General features: G+C 45.1%; 22 protein-coding genes and 1 pseudogene. 12 read left to right on the plus strand and 11 right to left on the minus strand.

Annotated features, from left to right (window positions below; genetic code table 11):
* Positions 1-36: 36 nt before the first annotated feature.
* The 3 genes from LJ740_RS01490 to LJ740_RS01500 form a co-directional block, all read right to left on the minus strand.
* Positions 37-699 (minus strand): peroxiredoxin-like family protein, encoded by a 663-nt coding sequence (locus tag LJ740_RS01490; protein WP_229527277.1) that lies wholly within the window; start codon positions 697-699, stop codon positions 37-39.
* Positions 700-776: 77 nt separating this feature from the next.
* Positions 777-1187 carry a hypothetical protein gene (locus LJ740_RS01495; protein ID WP_229527278.1) on the minus strand — a complete coding sequence of 137 codons (411 nt, stop codon included), beginning with the start codon at positions 1185-1187 and terminating at the stop codon, positions 777-779.
* Positions 1188-1424: 237 nt separating this feature from the next.
* A complete protein-coding gene (locus LJ740_RS01500) occupies positions 1425-2558 on the minus strand; it encodes an endonuclease/exonuclease/phosphatase family protein (RefSeq protein WP_229527279.1) in 1134 nt (377 codons plus the stop codon).
* A 166-nt stretch (positions 2559-2724) separates the two neighbouring features.
* Here LJ740_RS01500 and LJ740_RS01505 point away from each other — a divergent pair, with 166 nt between their 5' ends.
* The 6 genes from LJ740_RS01505 (at position 2725) to LJ740_RS01530 (ending at position 6712) form a co-directional block, all read left to right on the plus strand.
* Positions 2725-3138, plus strand: a complete 414-nt coding sequence (locus tag LJ740_RS01505) for a putative RNA methyltransferase (RefSeq protein ID WP_229527280.1) — start codon at positions 2725-2727, stop codon at positions 3136-3138.
* Positions 3107-3595: a methyltransferase domain-containing protein gene (locus LJ740_RS01510; RefSeq protein WP_229527281.1), complete on the plus strand. Its 489-nt coding sequence runs from the start codon at positions 3107-3109 to the stop codon at positions 3593-3595. The genes LJ740_RS01505 and LJ740_RS01510 overlap by 32 nt, the downstream gene beginning before the upstream one ends.
* 140 nt (positions 3596-3735) lie before the next feature.
* Entirely contained in the window at positions 3736-4386 is a 651-nt protein-coding gene (locus LJ740_RS01515) for a YceH family protein (protein ID WP_229527282.1), read from the plus strand.
* A gap of 17 nt (positions 4387-4403) precedes the next feature.
* Positions 4404-4820 (plus strand): hypothetical protein, encoded by a 417-nt coding sequence (locus LJ740_RS01520; protein WP_229527283.1) that lies wholly within the window; start codon positions 4404-4406, stop codon positions 4818-4820.
* 232 nt (positions 4821-5052) lie between these two features.
* Positions 5053-5313, plus strand: coding sequence for a helix-turn-helix domain-containing protein (locus tag LJ740_RS01525; protein WP_229527284.1), 261 nt, complete (start codon positions 5053-5055; stop codon positions 5311-5313).
* A gap of 502 nt (positions 5314-5815) precedes the next feature.
* Positions 5816-6712, plus strand: coding sequence for an AraC family transcriptional regulator (locus LJ740_RS01530; RefSeq protein ID WP_229527285.1), 897 nt, complete (start codon positions 5816-5818; stop codon positions 6710-6712).
* On the opposite strand, the gene LJ740_RS01535 is transcribed toward LJ740_RS01530, so the two are convergent.
* A complete protein-coding gene (locus tag LJ740_RS01535; protein WP_229527286.1) occupies positions 6709-7101 on the minus strand; it encodes a hypothetical protein in 393 nt (130 codons plus the stop codon). The genes LJ740_RS01530 and LJ740_RS01535 overlap by 4 nt on opposite strands.
* Before the next feature lie 131 nt (positions 7102-7232).
* On the opposite strand from LJ740_RS01535, the gene LJ740_RS01540 reads away from it, so the two are divergent.
* Together LJ740_RS01540 and LJ740_RS01545 are read left to right on the plus strand one after the other, a co-directional pair.
* Positions 7233-7607 (plus strand): hypothetical protein, encoded by a 375-nt coding sequence (locus LJ740_RS01540; protein ID WP_229527287.1) that lies wholly within the window; start codon positions 7233-7235, stop codon positions 7605-7607.
* Positions 7608-7738: 131 nt separating this feature from the next.
* Positions 7739-8710: a hypothetical protein gene (locus LJ740_RS01545; protein ID WP_229527288.1), complete on the plus strand. Its 972-nt coding sequence runs from the start codon at positions 7739-7741 to the stop codon at positions 8708-8710.
* Between the two features lie 88 nt (positions 8711-8798).
* Here the strand turns inward: LJ740_RS01545 and LJ740_RS01550 are convergent, their stop codons facing one another.
* Complete coding sequence (locus LJ740_RS01550; protein WP_229527289.1) at positions 8799-9731, minus strand: aldose epimerase family protein; 933 nt, start codon at positions 9729-9731, stop codon at positions 8799-8801.
* 168 nt (positions 9732-9899) lie between these two features.
* Complete coding sequence (locus LJ740_RS01555) at positions 9900-11741, minus strand: FAD-dependent oxidoreductase (RefSeq protein WP_229527290.1); 1842 nt, start codon at positions 11739-11741, stop codon at positions 9900-9902.
* Positions 11742-11848: 107 nt separating this feature from the next.
* Between LJ740_RS01555 and LJ740_RS01560 the strand changes: the two genes are divergently transcribed.
* Positions 11849-12454, plus strand: a complete 606-nt coding sequence (locus tag LJ740_RS01560) for a hypothetical protein (RefSeq protein WP_229527291.1) — start codon at positions 11849-11851, stop codon at positions 12452-12454.
* Between the two features lie 2 nt (positions 12455-12456).
* On the opposite strand, the gene LJ740_RS01565 is transcribed toward LJ740_RS01560, so the two are convergent.
* A complete protein-coding gene (locus LJ740_RS01565) occupies positions 12457-13065 on the minus strand; it encodes a MarC family protein (protein ID WP_229527292.1) in 609 nt (202 codons plus the stop codon).
* Positions 13066-13297: 232 nt separating this feature from the next.
* Here LJ740_RS01565 and LJ740_RS01570 point away from each other — a divergent pair, with 232 nt between their 5' ends.
* Positions 13298-13675: a hypothetical protein gene (locus tag LJ740_RS01570; RefSeq protein WP_229527293.1), complete on the plus strand. Its 378-nt coding sequence runs from the start codon at positions 13298-13300 to the stop codon at positions 13673-13675.
* A 187-nt stretch (positions 13676-13862) separates the two neighbouring features.
* On the plus strand, positions 13863-15710 hold the full coding sequence (locus tag LJ740_RS01575; protein ID WP_229527294.1) for a methyl-accepting chemotaxis protein: 1848 nt from the start codon (positions 13863-13865) through the stop codon (positions 15708-15710).
* A 73-nt stretch (positions 15711-15783) separates the two neighbouring features.
* Here the strand turns inward: LJ740_RS01575 and gpmA are convergent, their stop codons facing one another.
* From gpmA to LJ740_RS01590, 3 genes and pseudogenes are all read right to left on the minus strand, one after another.
* Positions 15784-16530, minus strand: coding sequence for a 2,3-diphosphoglycerate-dependent phosphoglycerate mutase (gene gpmA / locus LJ740_RS01580; RefSeq protein ID WP_229527295.1), 747 nt, complete (start codon positions 16528-16530; stop codon positions 15784-15786).
* Between the two features lie 220 nt (positions 16531-16750).
* Positions 16751-17044, minus strand: coding sequence for a cation:proton antiporter regulatory subunit (locus LJ740_RS01585; protein WP_377307058.1), 294 nt, complete (start codon positions 17042-17044; stop codon positions 16751-16753).
* A gap of 9 nt (positions 17045-17053) precedes the next feature.
* Positions 17054-17977 (minus strand): annotated as a pseudogene (locus LJ740_RS01590) (ATP-grasp domain-containing protein); the annotation flags it as partial.
* A 157-nt stretch (positions 17978-18134) separates the two neighbouring features.
* Here LJ740_RS01590 and ppk2 point away from each other — a divergent pair.
* Complete coding sequence (gene ppk2 / locus LJ740_RS01595) at positions 18135-18902, plus strand: polyphosphate kinase 2 (protein ID WP_229527296.1); 768 nt, start codon at positions 18135-18137, stop codon at positions 18900-18902.
* A gap of 146 nt (positions 18903-19048) precedes the next feature.
* Here ppk2 and LJ740_RS01600 read toward each other — a convergent pair whose 3' ends face one another.
* Positions 19049-21973, minus strand: coding sequence for a TonB-dependent receptor domain-containing protein (locus tag LJ740_RS01600; protein ID WP_229527297.1), 2925 nt, complete (start codon positions 21971-21973; stop codon positions 19049-19051).
* Between the last annotated feature and the right edge of the window lie 86 nt (positions 21974-22059).

The following is a 22059-nucleotide window of genomic DNA, read 5'->3' on the forward strand; positions in this document are numbered from 1 at the left end:
AATATAATTTTGTTTTAAAAACATTAAGTTAATGGTTCAGTCAGTCGGGTTATTAAGCAATTTTTGATAAATTTCCAAAACTTTGGTGGGTTCAGCACGCAATGTATAGTCTTCTTCTATGAATCGAAAATGAATTTTGTAATTTTGGTCAATTACGAAGGTGGCAGGTACCGGAAGTCTGAAATTTTGTTCTTTATTGCGTTGTTCAAGATCGATTTCCCAGCGTTTTAGCAACTCAATCATTTCTGCATCCAGTTCCCATATCAACCCCAGATCTTGTGCAAACGCCAAACCCTCATCATATAAAATGGGAAACGTGATATTATTGTCTTGTTTGGCCTGCAACGTATACTCAGGTAATTCAGGCGTGATAGCCACCAGGTTAATTGTGTCATTGGCGTTGTCGCAATAGTTTTGCCAGGCCTGCATTTCAAGCATGCAATAGGGACACCAACCACCGCGGATAAAAGTAATTATCAATGGCCTGTCGTTAACTAAATGGTCGCTACTTAAAGGGATATCATACAAGGTCTTTAACTGGAACTTTGGCATAATACTGCCCACAGGAAGACAGGTAGCGCACACCGAGTGGGACTGAAATAAAGACAAGCTGCGGTTGATGGTTTCCAGTATTTCCGCAGGTGTAGAGGCATCAAACGTGCTTTTAAATTGTCTCAGCGTATCCGTTAAATCTGCCATGGTTTAAAACTCTGGTGGGCTTTATTAAAGTTATAGCTCACAAGAAAGTTTTGTGCCTGGAAAAGCGCTTTTAGAGTTTAATTACTGGTTTTCTTTTTGATTTCGCTGAGCTCTGTCAGCAATTCGTTCTCGCGAATACGCAATGCACCCAATTCAAAGGTGATTTCTTCAGAGCGGCTGGCAAAACGACCATAGTCGCTTTTAGTCACCTGATCAGATAATTCGATGGTGGGCTCTTTAGTGATTTCAATCGCAGAAGCCGTCGGAGAGTGGGATTCAACTTCGTCGAAAAGCAATTTTGATTTGCTTTTTGCCTGAGAGTCTAACATCTGTAGTTTTTCGCCAAAGCGATCTAAGGCGGGTCTGTTTACGTTCAAACCTAGTTCAACACATTCTTTATGAGTCGCTTCGTAGTTACCATAATCATACTTGCGAATGATTTTCTTAACCATTTCCACTTTTTCAACTTGAAGCTTTTTATTAAACATCGGTATTTACTTCATCTTACTAACATACAGGATAATGCCAGACCTAATAACGTTTAGATAGTTAATAGTTTATTAACATCTTAATCCGAAATAATAAGTTAAAAAAACAGCAGTTGAAAGTGAAAATGTACAAAAATTGACTTTATTTGCTGATTTTTTGTTGTATTTTCTGTACAAAATCTGCGATTCAGCAACGTAATAGGTCGCATTTGCAACGCCAATTTACGCAGCAGCCTGTCACCGTACAGTGACATCCAGCCAAACCAATCGGTGATCGGAACTACTCACGCCACGTTCATCTTCACTTACCAGTGTTGCTAATTCGCTGTCTGCGGCAGGCCAAAATACACCAGCATTATGTATATTCAGGCCAAACGCGGATGGGATGACATAATCGGCGCGCATTTTCCACGCCGCTGTATGATAACGACACCATTGAGATTGCGCATTATGAGGCACATCGCATGTTCGCTGAGGAATGTGTTGCGCTACCTGGCGTTCTGAAAATCCCGGCGCCACTTTGGGATTGTGCAGTAACTCGGTGATCGCTCGCTTGCCATTGATTTCGGTTGCATCTCCTTCAACCGTGGAAGCGTTCAGGTCGCCAAGAATAACAAACCTGTCATTGCCCTTTAACCCCGAGCTTGGTACCCCATTGTCGTTATACAACCAGTTCAGGTCTCCGTTTACATAGTGTTGCCAGAATTTGATTTCATCAAAATTTCTGCGCCCATTCCGATCTTCCTCACCATCAAAAACGGGGGGAGTTGGGTGCGAAATAAGCGCATGAACTACCTTGCCGTGGATCTTCACTGGAATATCTGCATGGGTTTTAGAAGATAAGCGAAACTGCTTTATGCCTTCGTCAGAGTACCAGGCTTTGCCATCTAATTGCGGTAGCAGCGCGCCGGGGAGATCTTTCCACAGAAAGCGTTGGAAGGTCTGAATCTGAGATTCCAGAATCGGGAATTTGGACAACAATGCCATGCAATACTGACCATCATAATGACCAAATCCAAATTTATCAGGACGTTGCTCACTGCCTCGGAAGTTGATACCGGCACTGACTCCGGTATTGCATTCTGGTTGATAAATATAGGGGTATTCCAAGTCTTGCAGGTTTGCGTGACCTCGTTTCAGATACAAGTCGAGATAAATTTGTAAGGTCTTGCCTTGGTCATTGCCGTCTATTTCGTTTAGTAAAAGGATATCCGGTGCCACACGCTGAATGATTTCAGCGGATTTTAATGCCGCCGGGTAATCACCCTTTGAAAGCAGTTGGGCTAATTCTCCCCGCTGTTTAGCCTGGTCAAGACCGATATTAAATGTGGCGACTCTTATTGCGTCTGGAGATCGGTTACTGTCTTGCATAGTTGCATTAACATAAAGGTTAAATGAGAGATAAATCAATAAGCTGTATATGAATCTAACGGTATTTTTAACCGCAACATCAGTTTGTTTCCGTAGCATCAGGAACTAATTTTTGCGAAAATAGACGGCCACAATAACTGAAGACCCCGGAGAGGAGAAGTCAAACTTGAATAAAACAACCTCTCCAGATGACAAAATGCATCCGAAATCCTCACTTTATCTCTGTCCGATATGTAAGCAGCACCTTGAACCCGTCCAGCGGTCTTTTAAGTGCGTTAACAATCACCTGTTTGATATCGCTAAAGAAGGCTATATTAATCTTTTACCGGTAAACAAAAAACGCAGTAAAGCGCCTGGCGACAGTAAAGCGATGTTACTTGCCCGGCGGGACTTTCTCACGGCAGGGTATTACCAATGTTTAGTTAAAGCACTGGAAGAGACCCTCAAAGCGCAGTGTAAGCATGATCTGACGACTGTTTTAGACCTGGGCTGTGGCGAAGGATTTTATGGTCGTGAATTGCAGCAATTGTTAGCCGACCGTTTTAATCATGTTGGATTTTGGGGGGGCGGACATTTCTAAGTTTGCCGTCCAGTTGGCGGCTAAACAGTTTAAAGCCGCCAGTTATTCTGTGGCCAGTGCTGCGAATCTGCCTTATCGCGACGGCAGCTTTGACGTAGTGCTTGATATTTTTGCGCCTTACAGTCTGCCAGAAGTTCATCGATGCCTGAAATCCGAGGGAATTTTCCTATTGGTTGGGCCCGGCAGGGAACACCTTTCTGAGTTGGCCGGTCTGGTATATGACTCAGTTAACTCGCACAAGGGAAATCCGGTCAAACAGGATGACAGCATTTTACTGTCACCCATTTTCCAGCGACGGGTCACGGAGCAACAAACCATAGCCGGTGAACAAATATTAAACTTATTGATGATGACCCCGTATTATTGGTCAATATCCGAGGATAAAAAACAACAAATTAACAGTTTGACGAGTCTGAACGTGACACTTGATTTTGAATTGCAAGTGTTTAAGAAATAGCGGTTGAATCGAACACAGGGTAATCCGCGCAGTAGATAATGGATGAAGATAATCCAACCTGCGAGCACCTTGTCACTATAACGACGAAATAAGCGAGGCAACACTCGCAAAGAAGAATTCTTACAGGAGATAGTTGGGTAATGATCAAACTAAACGACATTGAAGCACGTATTATAGGTGTCTTATTAGAGAAGGAAATTACCACGCCGGAGCAGTACCCGCTGTCCCTCAATGGCCTGACCGTGGGCTGTAATCAGAAAAGTAACCGGGAACCTGTCATGACATTGAGTGAAACCGATGTTCAGAGTGGCCTGGATTCGTTAGCCTCGAAACGACAAATTATGGAAGACACCTGGGGCAGCCGGGTTACCAAATACAAGCACAAATTTTGTAATACGGAATTTGGCAGTTACAAATTTACCGCTCAACAAACTGCCATTGTGTGTCTGTTATTATTAAGAGGGCCACAAACACCAGGTGAACTGCGTACCCGTAGTAATCGACTGGCAGAGTTTAGTAATGTCGACGAGGTTGAATCTGCGTTGCAATCGTTAATGGATTTTAACCAGGATCAGTTGGTGCAACGGTTGCCACGAGAACCTGGTAAGCGGGAAAGCCGCTATGCACATTGTTTCGCTGAGCAAGAACAAACTCCTCAGCTCATTGATGCCTGCGAAGACGTCATAGCCGATGAGGACGATTTGCTAAGTCGGGTGATAAAACTTGAAGAGCAAGTCAGAGATCTTACAGACCAACTTGCAAAATTAAACCGCGTCAATGACACGATTTAACAGCCGGAACTAACGTTATGCAAGATTCAACAAACCGTGTAACTCCGACTGGCAAATTAGCACTCTCCCTGGATGTGTCGTTACGCATTTTGTTTATCAGCGCCACCGGCCCGTTTGGCGCTGACTTTGCTGAGCGTTATCACGCCCAAATAGCGCCTTTGCGCAGCGCTTTACAGCCCATAGCCTGGGGCAGCCTGGCAACGGTGGTTGCTGGTGAAAGCCTGGCTAATGATGAGGTCAGAGATTTCTTGATCAGCTCAATCAAAGACGCCAAAAGTCTTGGGTTAAAGGTAACCGCTCTGGTGTTAGAACAAGATGCGCCGCAGGGAAATGTTCAGTGGTGGGATTCTGTTTATCAACAGACAGGTCTTAGGTACCGACTCTTTTATAAAAGACAGGAGGCGATTTCCTTTCTGATTCAGTCACTTTCATAGACAGTACAGCCTCCTCCGATTAATTTTTGGTCAATAATATTCTCCTTGGTTTTCAAATTTATCTGCCTGATTTCACTAATAATCCATTTGCAACTATATTTAAGTTAAATGGGTTACATATTATGTAAACTGTTTCACGGAATTGTTAAAAATTTGAATTTGGTGGCTCACACATTTTAAATTTAAATGATACTATTCTGACCGTTTCCATCGTGACAGAGGAATTAAACCATTGGATAAAGAAGAAAAATTTAACCCGGAACGATTGCGCAACATGCGTAAAGAGGCCGGAATTACACAAAAACAATTAGGGGATATTTTAGGACTCAGTAGAGAGACGGTGCTGCACATTGAAAATGGCGCGCCCGGTTCTATTGATACTCTTGAAATTCATGTGATCAGAAACTGGTATATCGCTTGTGAGGATAAGATTTGTCAGCCCACTAAAGATGAGTGGGCGATCTATATTAAATCGTTTTTCGATATTAAATAGGTAACTATTTTATCTTAATACAAGCATTTAAAAATGCTCAGTAGCTTAGTAACTTTGACAATTATTAACTGCTGGGCATTTTTGTTTTTAAACGCTGCTGTTTTTCTGATGTAACTGAATTTAAAACGTTTTTCATTTTATAATCATCGGTAAAAAACGCCTGCTGAAGATGGCTTTTGCCAGGACACTGAGTGAGTGTCTAATGGTATTTGACGAGCCAACAGGGTTTCTCACGGTTGTTTGTCGGTTAAGCTTCATTCTGCTATAAAAACCAGACAATATTGTTCCAGGTGAACAGCTATGTTCATACCAGACATGGCAGTGAAAGAATACATTGATACGGTGAAAGTCCTGGCAACTGGTCGTTCCGATACACAATTTCACTAATTACATGCCTAATCGTACATAATCATAAAGCAACAACTGCTCTGGCAGTAATTTTCCGGTAGAGTATTGCGCTCAAAAACTAATACCTCAGAACTCTATAGGTGTCAGGACTGTTATGGCCGGAAAGCGTGAAAAGTTAGACTTGCTCAGTGAGCAGCTAAGACAAATCGGATTGCAGGATGGGGTTAATCAAACCAAAGTTTCAGGCGTTGCCTGTTTTAAATCTTCGGTTACGCAATCCAAATGCCCCAATCTGTATGAGCCACTGATATGCCTGATAGCACAAGGTGAAAAGGTCTGTCATGTAGGATCGGAAGTATACAGGTACAGGTCCGGAAACTTTTTCATTAATTTTTTACCCCTACCGGTGCAAACAGAAGTGGTGGATGCTTCAGAACAGACCCCCTTTTTGTCCGCAGCATTAGGTATTAATTTGGTGCGTTTGGCCGAAATCATTTTACAAATTGAAAGACTGCAAAGTGACGTTGATGTTGTCGAGCACAAACCTTTGGATGCCTCATGTGTTGTTGTCGGAGAAGCTGATGTTGACTTGATTGATGCCTTTAACAGACTGTTAAAGGTCAGCGGTTCAGCGACTGAAGCGGCGATACTGGGGGATGCTATTGTGGATGAAATCTACTTCAGAATCTTAACGGGTGAACATGGCTTTGCATTGCGCGAACTATTGAACCAATACGGACACATTCAACCATTGTCGAAAGCGGTAAATTACATCCACGCCAACCTGAATAAAAGCATTCAGGTTGAACAATTGGCGAGTTTATCGAATATGAGTAAGACGGCTTTTTACAATGCCTTCAAGCGCCTGATGCATTTACCACCTAATCAGTACATCAAAGGCATAAAGTTACAAAGAGCACAAGCGCTGCTTAAACAGGGAATGCAGGCCAATGAAGCCAGCTTTCATGTTGGATACAGCAGCTTTTCCCAGTTCAGTCGCGAGTACAAGCGTTTTTTCGGTTTTTCGCCTTCACAAACTGCGGCAGCTTAAACCCGAATGAGCTTCTTGTTGAACCGATGCCGAATTAGCAGCAACAGCAACACATCTACGAGCAGGTGAACTAAAGTTGCCCCCATGGCACCTAAACCTCCTGATTGCGCAAGCGCCGGCACAAACTTTCCTGAAACTGAGGCGTTGTTAATCAGGTCAGATAATGCCAGTGCCAGCAGGCCGTATTCTTTGTGTACCGCTAATACATTGATCAGCGCGAACACGAAAAACAATCCGGAAATCGCCAGGTATTTATCTTTATTCCAGGACATGTTGTCAGAATAAATCCAGCCAATGAGCACTGCACAGGCGGTGACGTAGAAGTTCCAGAGAAAATTAATCTGGTCTCTGATTTGAAAAACGACACTGACAAGTTCTGATTCGGTCATTTATTTGCTCTTTTTATGTTTCGCTTAGTGTAAACAAAAATCCCGCCATGTGTAATTCATAAATCATTTTGCACTTACACATATCACAGAGAACTGGTAGGTGTTGCCTATAATTTGTAAGATGTCGGATTATGGCTGGATCATTTTTAAGTCCCCCTGATCATACTTCCACAGAAGAGTCCTTGTTTCGACAACTGGTTGCTCCCGCGCTGTTGCGGGCTAAGCAATTGCAACGTCAATTTGAAAGACTGGCCAGCCACGATGTCAGTGAACACCATAGATTATTGAAAGAAATTGAGCAGGCTGAGCACAATGTCTGGCAGGCCATCGCATTAGCTACTGCGGATATCAATCCTTCGTTGATTTCCGAAGTGTCCGCAGCTTCCCCAATGTCTTTGAAGCCAAAAGATAAAGAGTGGATGGAAAAATGTCTTGTGGAGTCCAGCTTGCCGTTGCTGGAAGAGGGCGATTTTACGCCTATTCGCTTTTTACAGGATCGCCGGTAGCGCGCAGCGCGTTTCGATGTTCAGAATAATCGGGGTAAAAACGGTGTTGCTCTGGATAAGGCTTAATTTTTGCTTAAAATCTGTTATTCATGTCTTCTTTGACGATCAGACACATTTTTGACGGGTGCATTATGAGCAAATATCTGCCGCTGTTGCTAATTACATTATCACTATCCACATCCACCTGCCTGGCACAACAATCTGCTGCCCTGAAACTGTACAATCTTGAACTGGGCGGTGATAAAACCCTTCAGCAACAGTTGGGAGTCAGCCCGCAAAGCTTTTTCTTATCAGATGGAAATAACCAGGAACCGGGCAAGTCCCTGTCCGTGAAAGAGCGGGCAGAAAATCAGATAGCCTGTAAACAGAGTGGTTTTGGTGTTGGTAAAGTGCTTAGCCAAATCTACCATGATCTTGCGGCACAAGACGAATATCTGGAAGCACGCAAGGAGTCTCTTAATCAACGAATCAAAGAGGACCTTAGCAACACAGAAAAAACCGTGATACACAGTGTTAGTAAACGTTTTGCTCAGCCCGTTTGCCATTGGGCATTTAACTCAGCAGAATATGTTAATAAAGAAGTACCCACCGTCGTGACTAAATTTATCAATAAGTCTGGCGTGAAAAAACTGGCCACGCTGACTTTTAGTGTCAATCATTCAGGCAAATTACTGTCACTAAAAGCGGAACAACTGGTGGAGCGGCTGGACTCCGAACGCCTGGACACTATTTTGGCGGCTATCGCAAAACGCTATAACATTGAAATTGACGCGATTGCCATGCTTAGCAAAACCAAACAAAAACAGATCCTGGACGGTAAGCAAGCTATCAGCTTTCAGGTTGATAATGCACAATGTGATATTCAGGTCAGTAATACTTATTACCGAAGTGATGCAGCGGCGCGTTTTTTCGGTGTTGAAGAGGCGCATGGCTATATCGAATTTGGTTGTCAGTTGCCAGCATTACGCGATTTTGACGATGCGAAATTGGCGGCCTATGTGACGCAGCGTGTCACCGAATCGGTCAGTCAGCTATTGGCAAAACACAAAGCCCAAATGAAAGCTGAAGGACAAAAAGAACAACATTCGGGATTTGTGTTTTAATGCCGGTTTAAAGAAACAGCTTAACTCAAGTACAAGCTGAGTTGCTCTGAAAAACCTTTAAATGACTCTTTTAAAATTAATCAAATAATCATTCGTTCACCAGCATTCGATAGCGAATTTTTTTCCTGAATGGTTTCTCTGGTGTCGTAAATTCAAAGGGAAAGTCGGGTTTATTGGGAGCATCGGGATAGTATTGGGGTTCAATGCAGATACCGTTACGCGGCACAAATGGCGACCCCATATGATCTGCAGTGTAAACCTGTACGCCGGGGTAGTCAGAATATACTTCCAGTGCAACACCGCTTTCTTTACTGCTCAAACGCGCCACAGGCACATTGTCATCGGTACGGGATACCACAAAATTATGATCAAGACTGGTGGTAATCTGTTTAGGGCTGGTGAAATCAAAGTCCGCCGGTACAGTCGCTATGTCGCCGGTGGGAATATTGTCTGCCGCAACCGGCGTGTATGTGGCGGCATTGAGTGTTAACCAGTGACTATTGATGTTCTTGTTGTGTTCAGCCAGATTAAAATAGGCGTGACCAGTTGGCCCAACCGGGACTTTACTGGCAGAAGTGGCTGAAAACTCGATGCGTAATTTATTGTTTTCTGTTACCTGATAACTCACCTCAAAATGAATAGGGCCGGGGTAACCTTCTGCTGCGCGTTTTTGATGCAGGTAAGTGAGAGTGAGTTTGTCTTTGGTTTGTTCCTTAAGTTGCCAGTAGACGTTTTGTAAGCCATCTTTACCACCGTGCAGGTGATTTTCCCCTTCATTTGCGCCCAGATAAATTGTCTGACCATCGATAATGACCTGAGATTGAGCAATCCGGTTGGCGTAGGGGCCAGCAATAGCCCCCATACAGGCGCCGTCCTGCAAATAATCTTCAATGTGGTCATAACCAACAATGACGTTCTGCCCGCGAGAAATTTGCGTACACCAGTCAATAAGGCGGGCCCCGAAGTTAAGAATGGTAGCCTGATTGCCGTTAGCGGAAGAAATTTGCCAGGTTTGTAACATATGAAAAGCTATAGCGTTAATCTTATCTGTAGCGGATTAAAACCATATTAACCGCGGGAATCAACTGTAAAAGTGCAATAAACAATTTAAATAAATGAACTGGTGAATAAAGCAAACGCCGGATTGCGCGACAGACACTGATTTTGCACCCCGCAATCCGGCTGAAGATTAAATGATGGTTTTTCGGGTTCTCAGATGATTAAATCTGTCCTCCACGTAGGTCTTTTTGATACTGACCAATTCATCATAATTGTCCTGAAAGTACACTTTTGTGGCAATACCCGGATCTTTAAAGCTGATAAACGCGCCATAAGCGCCTTCTATCTGGGTTCTTTGTGACACATCAATCCAGTCCATAGCCCGGTTGGTATCGACAAAGACCTTGTTGGTTTGAAGCTCCAGTTTGTTTTTGATGCTTTCGTTCCACCAGGTCTGATATTGAATAGTGTATTGGCAAGGGCGATACGGAAAAGCCACGCCCAGTTCCTTTGGGTTTTGCCAGGGTTTCTGACATGCAGTCTCTTGTGAAACGCCCATATCCTGATAAAAATCCCCCACAATTGCCCCCAGGGTTACATAACTAAATAAGCCCAGGTGTTCGCTTTCAGGGCTTAGTAAATTGGAGGAAAGTGTCCTGATCAACTGTTTGCGGCTGGTGTCATTCCATAGCCCTGAACTTTTGGCCGGAACCAGTTTTGAACTGATTTTATGGGGAGCAGGGGCATCATAATCTGGCGTAAACGGCGTCCCCTGCAACAAGGCGGTATTGCCCGGGCCCTGGCCAGAATAGCGACTGACATCGGCGATAGAGTTTCTTCCCCAGTCACCCATTAAATCCACCGGGTATTTGGCATCATCATCGTTTTGACCGGCGCCATTGGCCGGGTAAATCACCACTGTAGCCTTCGTGCCGCCGACACTGGCAAAAGCGCGATCAATAAAGTTCTGCAACTGGTTTTCGTTACCCTGCCAGTACCCATACATCAAACAATGGTGGTATATGCCGTTTTTGTAAGCCTTGTCAAAATCACCGTCGAAGTGTTTCGCATTGATTTTCAGGTTTGTACCCAGCAATTCAGTGTTGCTTTCGTTAATGGCGTCTTCCCAGGCTGTCAGTATTTTGTCTGTTGCGTAATCCTCAGAGGGTAACGGGCAGCTGGAATCTGTGCTCAATTGCGTGGGAGAGTTCCATTCAATGGTAAACCGGTGTATCTCATGTGGTAGCTCAAAAGTCTGGACTTTCCACTCGGTGACAATCCCATAACTCATACCGCCACCACCGCGTAACGCCCACAAAATATCGGAGTGCTGTTTTTCAGTGGCGGTGATCCGGGTGCCATCACCTAAAATGATTGTGGCTTCTTTCAGGTGCTCACAGCACATACCGTGCTTTCTGGTCCAGGGGCCCCAGCCTCCGCCCTGAATAAACCCCGATAGGGCAACGGTAGCACAGGTTCCATGCGGTATCATTCGGTCCTGTTTTGCCAAAAGTGGCGTTAGCTCATAAAAGCGGTATCCGGCGCCGATGGTCGCTATGCCATCGTCATCAATTTCAATTTTGGGTTTTAACCCGGTAATATCTATTAAAACCGTGTTGTCTCCACTGGATTCACCAGCATGGTCGTGCCCTCCGGTGCGAACTCTCACCGGTAAATTATATTTAACTGCCATATGATACGTGGTTTGTACCTCTTCGGTTGAGGTACACATAACAATTGCGAAGGGATGGTACTGATAGCGGGTATTAAACACCATGGCTTCTGTTTGATAGGTGTTTAAGCCTGGGACCTGACTGGGAAAGTGGTTTGAAGGGGTTAACAGCCGCTTTTGATCAAAACCCTGTGCAAGCATGGCATCAAAAAACAGTTTAGCATTGTAAACCATCACGGAAAAAACACCCAACACCTGCCTTCTTTGCTGCATCGGATCATTTATTTTAGGATCCTCATGTTCCACTGAGCCTAACATTGCTGTTGGCGCGCTAATATCAAACCTTTCTTGCTGTGACATAGTTATATTCCTTATAGTGTTCCTTTGCCTGGGAGTAAGATTGTAGTGGTAAATAAAATAATTACCATTATGTCGAAATAATTAAACATAAAATATCAGAGAGTGAAATGAATAACCCCGTTACCGAAAAGCCAATTAACTGTATCGTGTCCGTCGATGGACAGCCATTAAGTGCGACTCATCAAATCAGTGCGGTGCAGATGGTTTTGCATGCCGATCAGGAAAGTGTTGCGAGCATTACCATCAATGAATCTTCGCAAACCACTGATCAGATACATTTTCCAAAGCAAATTAATCCGCAGGCAAATGTAGAGGTGGCATTAGGGGATGCAGACCATTGCACCCGGGTATTTAGTGGTGAACTGATGGCGTTAGAGGCTCAGGTATCGTCAGGGGTAGGTACTCTGGTGGTTTTAAATGCGCTTACGGACATCGACTTTCCATTTGAGAACAACCCAGCGCAGTGTTTTACTTATGGCGAATCCTTACTGGACTTTAACGGCGTTGTGCATTTTGAGGACGCACCAGACGAAAACCATGACTATCCCACAGAAGTGGAGCTTACGGTTATCGGAAATGCCTCTTTAACACCGAATCAGCGAGTAAATCTGAAAAATTGCAGCCAATGGTTTGACGGTACGTATCAGGTATTGACGGTTAGCCATCGACTGGAAAACGCGCGCTGGCTAACGCAACTGGTGGTTAGCCGCTGATTTTAAAGGGGGGCTTTTTTAAGTAATCCGAAAAGCCCGTTGATAAACATTTGTACTGACATGATCAGCAACAACATCCCCATCAAGCGTTCCAAAGCTAACAGACCTTTGTCTTTTAGTATGCGCAGCATAAAAGGTGCGGATAACAAAACAACCATAGTAATTGCCCATGCAATCAATACCGAAAGGGTGAGCATGGGTAAACTCAACTGAGAGGTCTTTGACATGACCATCAGGGTTGCCAGCGCTGAGGGGCCGGCAATCATGGGCATGGCAATTGGTACTACGAATGGTTCACCTTCACCACCAAATATGCTGTGTCCTTTTGGGGGCGGGAATATCATTTTGATGCCAATCACGAACAGAATAACCCCACCTGCAATGGTTACCGCTTCAGTTTGCAATCCAAATAACTTTAAAAAATGCTCACCGAAGAACAAAAAGATCAATAACAGCGCCAGACCTATCAGAGTTTCTCTGAAGATAATTTTGCGTTTTCTTTCTTTTGGAACCTCTTTGAGTACCGATAAAATGATGGGTACATTACCAAATGGATCGATAACGAATAACAGCACCAGGGTCAGTGAGATAATTGAATCCAGAATTTCCACAATAAAGTTCCCAGAAAAAACAACTAATAATTTTTAGACTCTATTCTAGCTGATGATGTTGTTGAATTTCCAACTTCCTGAATTAGTTCATATTTTAATGGTGCGAAAGGCGTTGAGTTCAGTTTTGGTCGAAGAATGACAGGGCGGTAACCAGGTTAACATAATTTATCTATGACAGGCTTGTAACGTTACCTGTCACATGCAATCATTTGTGACAGGTAACAATTGCTATGTGAGTACCGTGATGAATGACGCTGACTTTTTCGTTGTTAAACAATATTTAATGCGCAGCATTGCGCGCCCAGGCTTTTGGCAGGGGATTAGCCTTGAGCAAAAAAATAAATCTGTAACCAGTCTCCACCAGTTACCGGATGATAAGGCGCAGTGGCTAAACTGGATAGCAGATAATTTACAGCCTGAGCAACAGCAGAAGCTGAATGCATCTGTGCGAAAATCGCGGATGCGGCAAAAAGGCAAAGACATTACAGTATCTGATGAAGCGCATCGCATACTGGTGGCGTTATCGGACAATGGCAGGTTGAGTTTTTCACAGGTAATAGAGCAAAAACTGAATCGGGCCTATTTAAACGCCATTCGCAAAGATAAGTAACGCCACATTTACAGGGAAATTCTTGTTCTGATTTAACTTTTTTGCATATAACGTCTTTTAATATGATGTTCCTTTAAGTAATCTGCAACTAATGGGTTTGGCTGCTGACGACCTCACAGTCGCTGAACTATCGAATATTTGGGATAACTGTTCAGGTTTCCTATCGTATCTAAGCTGGAATTAGTAAATGACATCTATCAGTATTCGCGCAAGATTAATGCTAAGTGTTGGCGCAGTCGTGTTTGTCCTGGTCACCATTAATGGCATGGTAAATTATCTGCAGGCACGCTCCGGGCTCAAAAGTGGCGTAACCGAAATTATCAACCGCACCGGCGAAAATACCACCCGTTTTGTCGCCAATTGGTTCAGTGTAAAAAGCCAGATGGTTTCTGGTGCCGCGGAAGCGCTGCAATTAGGAAACAGCATTCAGGATACCGTACAACAAGGTCAACTCGCGGGTAAATTCGAAGTAATGTACGTTGGAGCCGGTGACGGACGTATGTTGACCTATCCGGCAATAAACCTGCCAGCGGACTACGATCCCAGAACACGTCCCTGGTACAGGCAGGCACAGCAAGCCGCGAAACAGATAGTTACTCCACCGTATCAGGATGCCAGCTCAGGCAACATCGTTATGACGTTTGCGCAACCGGTGGCCAATGATGTTATCGCCGCGGATGTCGAACTGGGGGACGTGGTTGAAGAAGTATTAGGGGTAAAAATTGGTGAATCCGGTTATGCCGCGCTGATCGACGGTGAAGGGAAGTTCTTAGTACATCCTGACAAATCGAAGGTCGGTAAGTCATTGTCCAGTTTTGGTGGCGGAACCCGCTTAGGCAATAAAGCCAGCGAAATTGAAATAGACGGCGAAACCTGGATGGCAGCAACCTTTGCCATTGACGGTGTTGACTGGAAATTACTGTTGGCCATGGAAGAGTCAGATGCCATGTCTGGTCTGGGGATGATTGCGGTAACTAACCTGTTGATATCTGCAGCTACAATTGGTCTGGTGGTTTTGGTTTCCGGATTTATGATCTCCTTATTATTACAGCCGCTTGTGTCGCTCAATAAAGCCATGTCAGATATCTGCAAAGGCGATGCGGATCTCACCAAGCGTCTGGAAGTAAAAAGTGAAGATGAGATAGGCCGTTTAAGTCAATCTTTTAACCATTTTATTAAGATTATTCACGATTTAGTGTCAGATACTATGACCTCCGCCAGTCGCCTGACAAACTTGTCTAACTCGGCTCGCGACAACGCCCAAAATAACAATCATGCGATTCAGGTACAGCAATCAGAGATAAGCCAGGTGGCCGCCGCAATTAATCAAATGTCGACAACCTCTTCTCATGTGGCAGACAACGCCACAGATACGGCAACCGCAGCACAAAAGGCGGCTGAAGAAGGCAATAATGGCATGAAGAACGCCGGCGAAAACAAAAAACGGATGGAAAACCTGACGCGTCAAATCGATGAGACAACCGTAACGATCAATCGTCTCGATGAGCAGGCTCAGCAAATCAACAGTATACTGTCTACGATTCAGGGAATTGCAGAGCAAACTAACCTGTTAGCCTTAAATGCTGCCATCGAAGCCGCACGTGCCGGTGAACAGGGAAGAGGATTTGCGGTGGTTGCCGATGAGGTGAGGGCGCTTTCCGGTCGTACACATGAAGCAACGGGTGAAATTCAGAATGTTATTAAGGAACTACAGGAACAAACCCAAAATGCGGTGAATATCATGGAGCAAAGTAAAGCTCTGACCGCTGAAACAGGCGCCAGTGCCCAGGAAGTGACCAGCAGTTTAATGCGTATCGCAGAAGCCATTGAAGACATCTCCGGCAGGGCTAATACCATTGCAAATGCCTCCAGAGAGCAATATACCTCGACGGAAGAGATTAACCGAATTGCGACAGCGATACACGACGCTTCAAATCAGTTGGCGGAAAACGTGCACCAGGCCACAACGCAATCGGATGAATTGCATGCACTGAGTGAGCAAATTGATGGTAATCTGGCCCGGTTTAAGGTTTAGATTTAAGCTTTACGACAGGACAACAAAAAAGCCGCTCAACAGCGGCTTTTTCAATGGGCTAGCACTAAAACAATTATTTAGATTTACCCTGATTCGCTACAGCATCCATCATCTTTTTGATTTCTGCCGGATCACCCAAATACTGTTTGCTGATGGGCTTCAGGTTTTCATCTAATTCATACACCAACGGAACACCCGTAGGGATATTGAGCTCCAACACTTCTTCATCTGACATGTCGTCCAGATATTTCACCAGAGCCCGTAAGCTGTTGCCGTGCGCCGCGATAATGACTTTTTTGCCGCCGCGAATTTCAGGCACTATGGTATCGTGCCAGTAAGGCAAAACACGGTCGATAGTTAATGCCAGGCTTTCTGCTTTAGGCAGGATACGTGGATCAATGCCTGCGTAACGCTTGTCATGCGCCGGGAAGTGTTCATCAGACTCATCCACTGCCGGGGGGGGGATATCAAAGCTACGACGCCAGATTTTCACCTGATCTTCACCATGCTTCTCAGCGGTTTCTGCTTTGTTTAAACCTGTCAATGCGCCATAGTGTCTTTCGTTAAGACGCCAGTGACGAATAACCGGAGTGTAGAGTTCCTTCATTTCATCCAGTGCTATCCACAGGGTTCGCATGGCGCGGGTTAACACGGAAGTAAATGCCAGATCAAAACTGAATCCGTTTTCTTTTAACAGTTTGCCCGCCATTTTGGCCTGAGCAACACCGGTATCTGTTAGATCAACATCGTGCCAGCCGGTGAAGCGGTTTTCTTTGTTCCAGGTGCTTTCACCATGTCTGATAAGTACGAGTTTATGCATTTAAAAAGTCTCCTTAATCACTGAGAGATAGCTTGAGTGTTAAATTGGATTTATGTGCGCTTAGTAGGGGGGCAAGCGGCTGATTTTTTCCGACTAGTTTAGAACAAAGCACAAGGCAATGTCATGGCATAAATAATTATTTGTCATAACTTTGTCGGGATTGTCTTGTCGTTTGGGCATATTACTCGGGACCAGCTGATGATCCCGATACCATGTTGTACTATCTTGATTTGTGTTTATCGTCACTTGCTATCACATTGGTGACTTCTGTATCCGGCAGGTCCTGAATCTTAGGCTGACGTTTGCGTTGAGCTTTTACCGGTACCATGCCGCGCATTGATTCCAGTTTACCAAAGCACAATAGCTTGTCTTCTTTTTCCAGAACCCGATCTGAGCGCGGATTTGGGATGACTTTATGACCCCGATACAGGGTGAGCACGTTGAGATCTTTTTCTGAAAGCCCAATTTCTGACAATTTTTTGCCCACATAATTCGAGCCTTCCGGGACATATATCTCACTGACGCCATAGCCTTTGCTTACCGTTAGTCGCTGTCGAATATCGATTTCCGGAAAATCTACCTGCGCAGCAATATAGTCAATAATGGCACCTGCGATATCCAATTGGGTGCAGGTTTCAATGCCTTCCAGTCCCGGAGATGAATTAACTTCCATGATTTGCGGCCCTGAGGCACTTTCCAACATATCCACTCCCGCAACTCTTAATCCCAGTATCTGAGCAGAGCGGATTGCGGCCTGTTCATATTCTTCCGATAACTCTACCTGTTCTGCACGTCCGCCCCGGTGCACATTACTGCGGAATTCCTGACCTTGAGCGACTCTGCGCATTGCCGCCACAACCCGATCGCCCACGACTAACGCACGGATGTCTTTGCCGCGGCTTTCAGCAACAAATTTTTGTATCAGCACATTTTGCTTTTGGCTTTGCAGTAATTCGATAATAGCCTCGGCCTGTTTAACGGTGTCTGCCAACAACACGCCAATTCCCTGTGTTCCTTCGATCAATTTAATGATGACCGGTGCACCGCCTACACGTTCTATTGCAGGCAAAACATCTTTTTTATCCCGTACGAAGGTGGTTTCCGGTATGCCGATATGATGTCTGGCCAGAACCTGCAAACTGCGTAATTTATCGCGTGAGTTGTTTATCCCATGTGCTGTATTCGCACAAAATATGTCCATTTCCTGGAACTGGCGCACTACTGCCGTGCCATAGTATGTGATTGACGCCCCAATTCGCGGTAAAACGGCATCAAAATCAGAAATTTCTTTTTGTTTATAGAACAAATCCGGATCACCGCGTTTCAAATCAATGGCGAATTTTAAGGTATCCAGAATTTTGACATCAAAACCGCGGTTTTTCGCAGCTTCCTTTAATCTTCGGGTACTGTATATATTTGGAGAGCGGGATAATATTGCCAGTTTCATAGAAAACTCCCTGATTAACTTATCCTTCAATGGTAGATCAGTCAGACTTAAAAAGTTAGTCAAGAATGTGTAATTTCTCGATTAAAATGCGAAACCCTGTTAGCCAGCCTATAATTCATTAACCAAAACCGTAAGTCACAGATTTAAAAGTAAAATCATGAAAGATAGCAGGTATCAGGATGCCTTACAGAAATTGCAAATCGAGTTGGTTCACCTGCAGCATTGGGTAGTCGAACAAAGGCTCAAGGTTATCGTCGTTTTTGAGGGCAGGGATGCAGCAGGCAAAGGCGGCGTAATCAAAGCCATCAGCGACAAACTCAATCCCAGAGTGGTAAAAATTGCCGCACTGGGAAAGCCCTCAGACAGAGAATCTGGCCAATGGTATTACCAGCGATATGTAGCGCAGTTCCCCGCTGCCGGTGAAATTGTGCTGTTTGACAGAAGCTGGTACAACCGGGCAGGCGTGGAAAAAGTAATGGGATTTTGTACGGACACTGAATATCAGTACTTTTTACAAAGTTGCCCGGTGTTTGAAAAAATGTTGCTCGATTCAGGCATTATTTTGTTGAAATACTGGTTTTCTGTCTCTGACAATGTCCAGGAAAAACGTTTTAAGGAGCGACTTAAAAACCCGCTAAAGCGTTGGAAGTTTTCAGACATGGATGCCGAAGCCCGCAATCGTTGGCATGAATACTCTACGGCGAAAGATACGATGTTCAGACATACAGACACCCCTGAATCTCCCTGGTTTGTCGTCAACGCGAACCATAAAAAGGCGTCAAGACTCAATTGCATCGCTCATATTTTGTCGCAAATTGATTACCAGACTACAGATTTTAAAGCGGTGGAATTGCCTGAAATTAAGCACACTAAGACCCGGCGTATGCCCATCAATAAACTCAACTGGATCCCGGAAAAATACTAAAAAAGCCCCGGATTCGGGGCTGCCACAGACACAACGTTTAAGGTTCCTGAGGTTGAGTCCATCCTGGACTCTGTCAGGAGTTTGCTGCGCTTACCAGGGTAAGACGCAGCCAGATCAAACCTTCCTTTGTTTGAAAATCACCACACTTAGAATCGTGCTCTTGCACCCACATACCAACGGCGGCCGATTGGGTCGTAGGTACCTGCATCAGTTTCCGTCCCCGTATCACTCTCTGGTAGGCCACTGATTATTGCTGGCGGCTCTGGATCAAACAGGTTGTCAACGCCGGCAAACAACTCGACAGTCTCCGTTAGCTGATAGGTCACCTGGGTGTCTACATAAATCTCAGAACCGACACTGATAGCGCCAGGTGCCAGATCGAAGCCCGCCAGGAATTGATCATCAAGGGCCGCCGAACCTATGTAAGTGGCGCCCATAGTGACCGACCATTCGTCCCAATCGTAGGAAACGTTCAAATTGGCACGATGCTCAGAGGCTCCAATTTCGCCTACATAAGGGTCTTCCGGAGCGCCTGGTAGCGGAATAACACCGCCTTCCATTACATAGGTGTATGCCAAACGGCTATTCAAGCGGCCAGGACCGACATCACCGGAATAAGTCAGGGTCAGGTCGATACCTTCGTTTATCTCACCACCACTGTTAGAGTCAGAGCTGTTAATAAACTCTATTGAACCGGCACTATTGGTACCCAGAGGCGCAGCACGACGCGTAATAAATTGACAGAATGAAGCATCACCGCCATAGCACTGATCCAGAATGAATTGTCTTGGCGTGGGTACGATGGCATCTTCAATTTCAATGTCAAAGTAATCGATGGTCAGGCCAAAGTCTTGCAACATACCCGTTGGGGTAATAACGACGCCTATCGTGGTTGATTTACCGGTTTCTTCAATCAGATTTGGATTACCGCCATCAAAACCACTGATACCCTGAATATCCGACTGATTTAGTGTGAATGCGCCATTAGCGGCGATATTTGCAGCGATACCGGTATCAGCCCGGCATCTTTCTGCAACCGTACCAGAATCTGACGCCGTAATTCCTGTACAGGGATCGTTCAAACCCGGTGGAAATGTTTGGCTGGGTGGCGAAAACAATTCGCCAATATTCGGCGCACGGGTAGATTGCGCTTCGATGGCGCGAAAACGCATCCAGTCGGTGGCTTGCCATTCTAAACCGACGTTCCAGCTGGTTGTGCTGCCCACGGTTGAATAATCAGAGGCACGATAAGCCGCTCTGGCATTCAGGCTTTCAATGATTGGGATGTTCGTTTCAATATAAAACTCGGTTACATCAAATGAGCCCTTGGTGGCCGGGATAGCGTTCCCCGCATTTAATCCGGCTTGTTGCAATGCGTCAAACTCGTCACGGCTGGTTTCCTCACGGTATTCAAAACCAACGGCTACACCCACCGGCCCGGCAGGCAGTTCAAACGCATCACCACTGATGTTACCGCCAAATATTTCCTGAGAAATAAATGAAGACAACATGCCTGGCGCATTGATATAAGCTGCGGCTTCCGGCGTGATCGAATTAAAACCGTAGATATCAATGGGTACACACCCAAAGGATCGGGCGGTAGCGTCTACACAGATGGCTTCATCAGTTACACCATCTTCATCCAAATCCAGGGTATCCGTTACCGCTTCTAACGCATAGCGGAAGTTCTGCACATTTACCTGGCCATTAGACACCTGAGATTCTTTGGTTTGGCCATAGACATAATAAACGTCATAAAACCAATCATTGAATAACTCGCCTTCAAACCCCACGGTAAATCTGAACGTATCCCGGTCAGCTGTGTTACCACGGTTGGCAACATCCAGCAGACGTTTGGCAAAGAAGTCCAGATCTCTGAGGCCATCTCCGTTTACATCGTTGGCGGCGTTTAGAATTGTGTCCGGAACATAAGGGTTGGTCAGGATGCTGCCATTGACATTAAATTCCAAAGGTACAGCACCATCAGCATAAATATCGTCAGAGGAAAAAGGGAAGGGCTCCAACTCAGTGACTGTCTGAGAAGCAGCATAGTTACCTTCGAAAAAAACCGAGTGAGAATCACTCAGTTCATAACTTCCTTTGGCGGCAAACAAATAGCGTTCCGTTGGGATCGCGATGGTACGATACTGACTACGGTTGAAACCATCGGGCCCTATAGTACCGTCGCCATTAGTACTAAAGCCTTCCTGTAGCATGTTATTGCTGTTGAAGGTGTACGTTGTGCCACCGGCATCAAACCGACCTTGGGGTGGGAATGAAGAAAAGAACGGACGAGTGGCATCAAAGGCGTCAGCTGGATCTTCAGTAAAACGGAAAGTCGAAAACTGATCTACCGCAGAACGAGCGCGGTCGCGTGAGAAAACGGCTCCCTGATCAGTATAACCCAGGTGGAACATTAAATTGCCTTTACCATTATCGGTAGTGCCACCGGCGGTAATACTAAATTGTCTTTCTTCGTCGTCGCTTTCTGAACTTTGGCCATATTGACCCTCAAACTCAACGCCTTCAAATTCGTCTTTCAGTATCAGATTAACCACACCTGCTACGGCGTCAGAACCATAGACGGATGAGGCCCCACCGGTGAGGATCTCAACGCGTTCAATAAACTGCGCAGGTATGGTGTTTAAATCTACCGCCATTTCACCTGGCTGACCGGATACAAACCGTCGGCCATTCACCAACACCAGGGTACGAGCGGTGCCAAGGTTACGCAAATCCACCGTCGCAATACCCGCACTGGCTGTTGAGAAATTTGAATTGGTACGGCTGATAGCTGGCGTACCAAATGTTGGGTTGTCCAGCAACAGCTCCTGAATATTGGCAATACCCGATGCGTCAATGTCCCCGGCATCGAAGGTTTGTAGTGGTGAAACAGAGTTCAAATTCGCTGAGCGTATCCGGGAACCGGTTACTGAAATCTTTTCAACACTTACCGCTTCACTGTCTTCTGCTTCCTGTGCTGCCACGTTAGTTACTTGCAATGCTGTCGTCATCGCCCCTATGGTGAGGGCGAGTCGGATAGAGCTTGCGAGTTTAGATTGATTCTTCATACTGAATCTCCCTGAGATAATTATATTTTTATTAGGGATAACCGCAGTTATCTCCGCGTTTGTGCCAGCTAAAATTAAGATTTGGT

The sequence above is a fragment of the Planctobacterium marinum genome (assembly GCF_020687805.1).
In the GTDB taxonomy this organism is placed as follows: domain Bacteria; phylum Pseudomonadota; class Gammaproteobacteria; order Enterobacterales; family Alteromonadaceae; genus Planctobacterium; species Planctobacterium marinum.

Coding starts and splice junctions, on each gene's coding strand:
- LJ740_RS01550 (WP_229527289.1), bottom strand. CDS start 9,731: ATGTTACAAACCTGGCAAATTTCTTCCGCTAACGGCAATCAGGCTACC.
- LJ740_RS01600 (WP_229527297.1), bottom strand. CDS start 21,973: ATGAAGAATCAATCTAAACTCGCAAGCTCTATCCGACTCGCCCTCACC.
- LJ740_RS01510 (WP_229527281.1), top strand. CDS start 3,107: ATGTTGGATTTTGGGGGGGCGGACATTTCTAAGTTTGCCGTCCAGTTG.
- LJ740_RS01530 (WP_229527285.1), top strand. CDS start 5,816: ATGGCCGGAAAGCGTGAAAAGTTAGACTTGCTCAGTGAGCAGCTAAGA.
- ppk2 (WP_229527296.1), top strand. CDS start 18,135: ATGAAAGATAGCAGGTATCAGGATGCCTTACAGAAATTGCAAATCGAG.
- LJ740_RS01490 (WP_229527277.1), bottom strand. CDS start 699: ATGGCAGATTTAACGGATACGCTGAGACAATTTAAAAGCACGTTTGAT.
- LJ740_RS01520 (WP_229527283.1), top strand. CDS start 4,404: ATGCAAGATTCAACAAACCGTGTAACTCCGACTGGCAAATTAGCACTC.
- LJ740_RS01495 (WP_229527278.1), bottom strand. CDS start 1,187: ATGTTTAATAAAAAGCTTCAAGTTGAAAAAGTGGAAATGGTTAAGAAA.
- gpmA (WP_229527295.1), bottom strand. CDS start 16,530: ATGCATAAACTCGTACTTATCAGACATGGTGAAAGCACCTGGAACAAA.
- LJ740_RS01540 (WP_229527287.1), top strand. CDS start 7,233: ATGGCTGGATCATTTTTAAGTCCCCCTGATCATACTTCCACAGAAGAG.
- LJ740_RS01560 (WP_229527291.1), top strand. CDS start 11,849: ATGAATAACCCCGTTACCGAAAAGCCAATTAACTGTATCGTGTCCGTC.
- LJ740_RS01535 (WP_229527286.1), bottom strand. CDS start 7,101: ATGACCGAATCAGAACTTGTCAGTGTCGTTTTTCAAATCAGAGACCAG.
- LJ740_RS01575 (WP_229527294.1), top strand. CDS start 13,863: ATGACATCTATCAGTATTCGCGCAAGATTAATGCTAAGTGTTGGCGCA.
- LJ740_RS01545 (WP_229527288.1), top strand. CDS start 7,739: ATGAGCAAATATCTGCCGCTGTTGCTAATTACATTATCACTATCCACA.
- LJ740_RS01555 (WP_229527290.1), bottom strand. CDS start 11,741: ATGTCACAGCAAGAAAGGTTTGATATTAGCGCGCCAACAGCAATGTTA.
- LJ740_RS01500 (WP_229527279.1), bottom strand. CDS start 2,558: ATGCAAGACAGTAACCGATCTCCAGACGCAATAAGAGTCGCCACATTT.
- LJ740_RS01515 (WP_229527282.1), top strand. CDS start 3,736: ATGATCAAACTAAACGACATTGAAGCACGTATTATAGGTGTCTTATTA.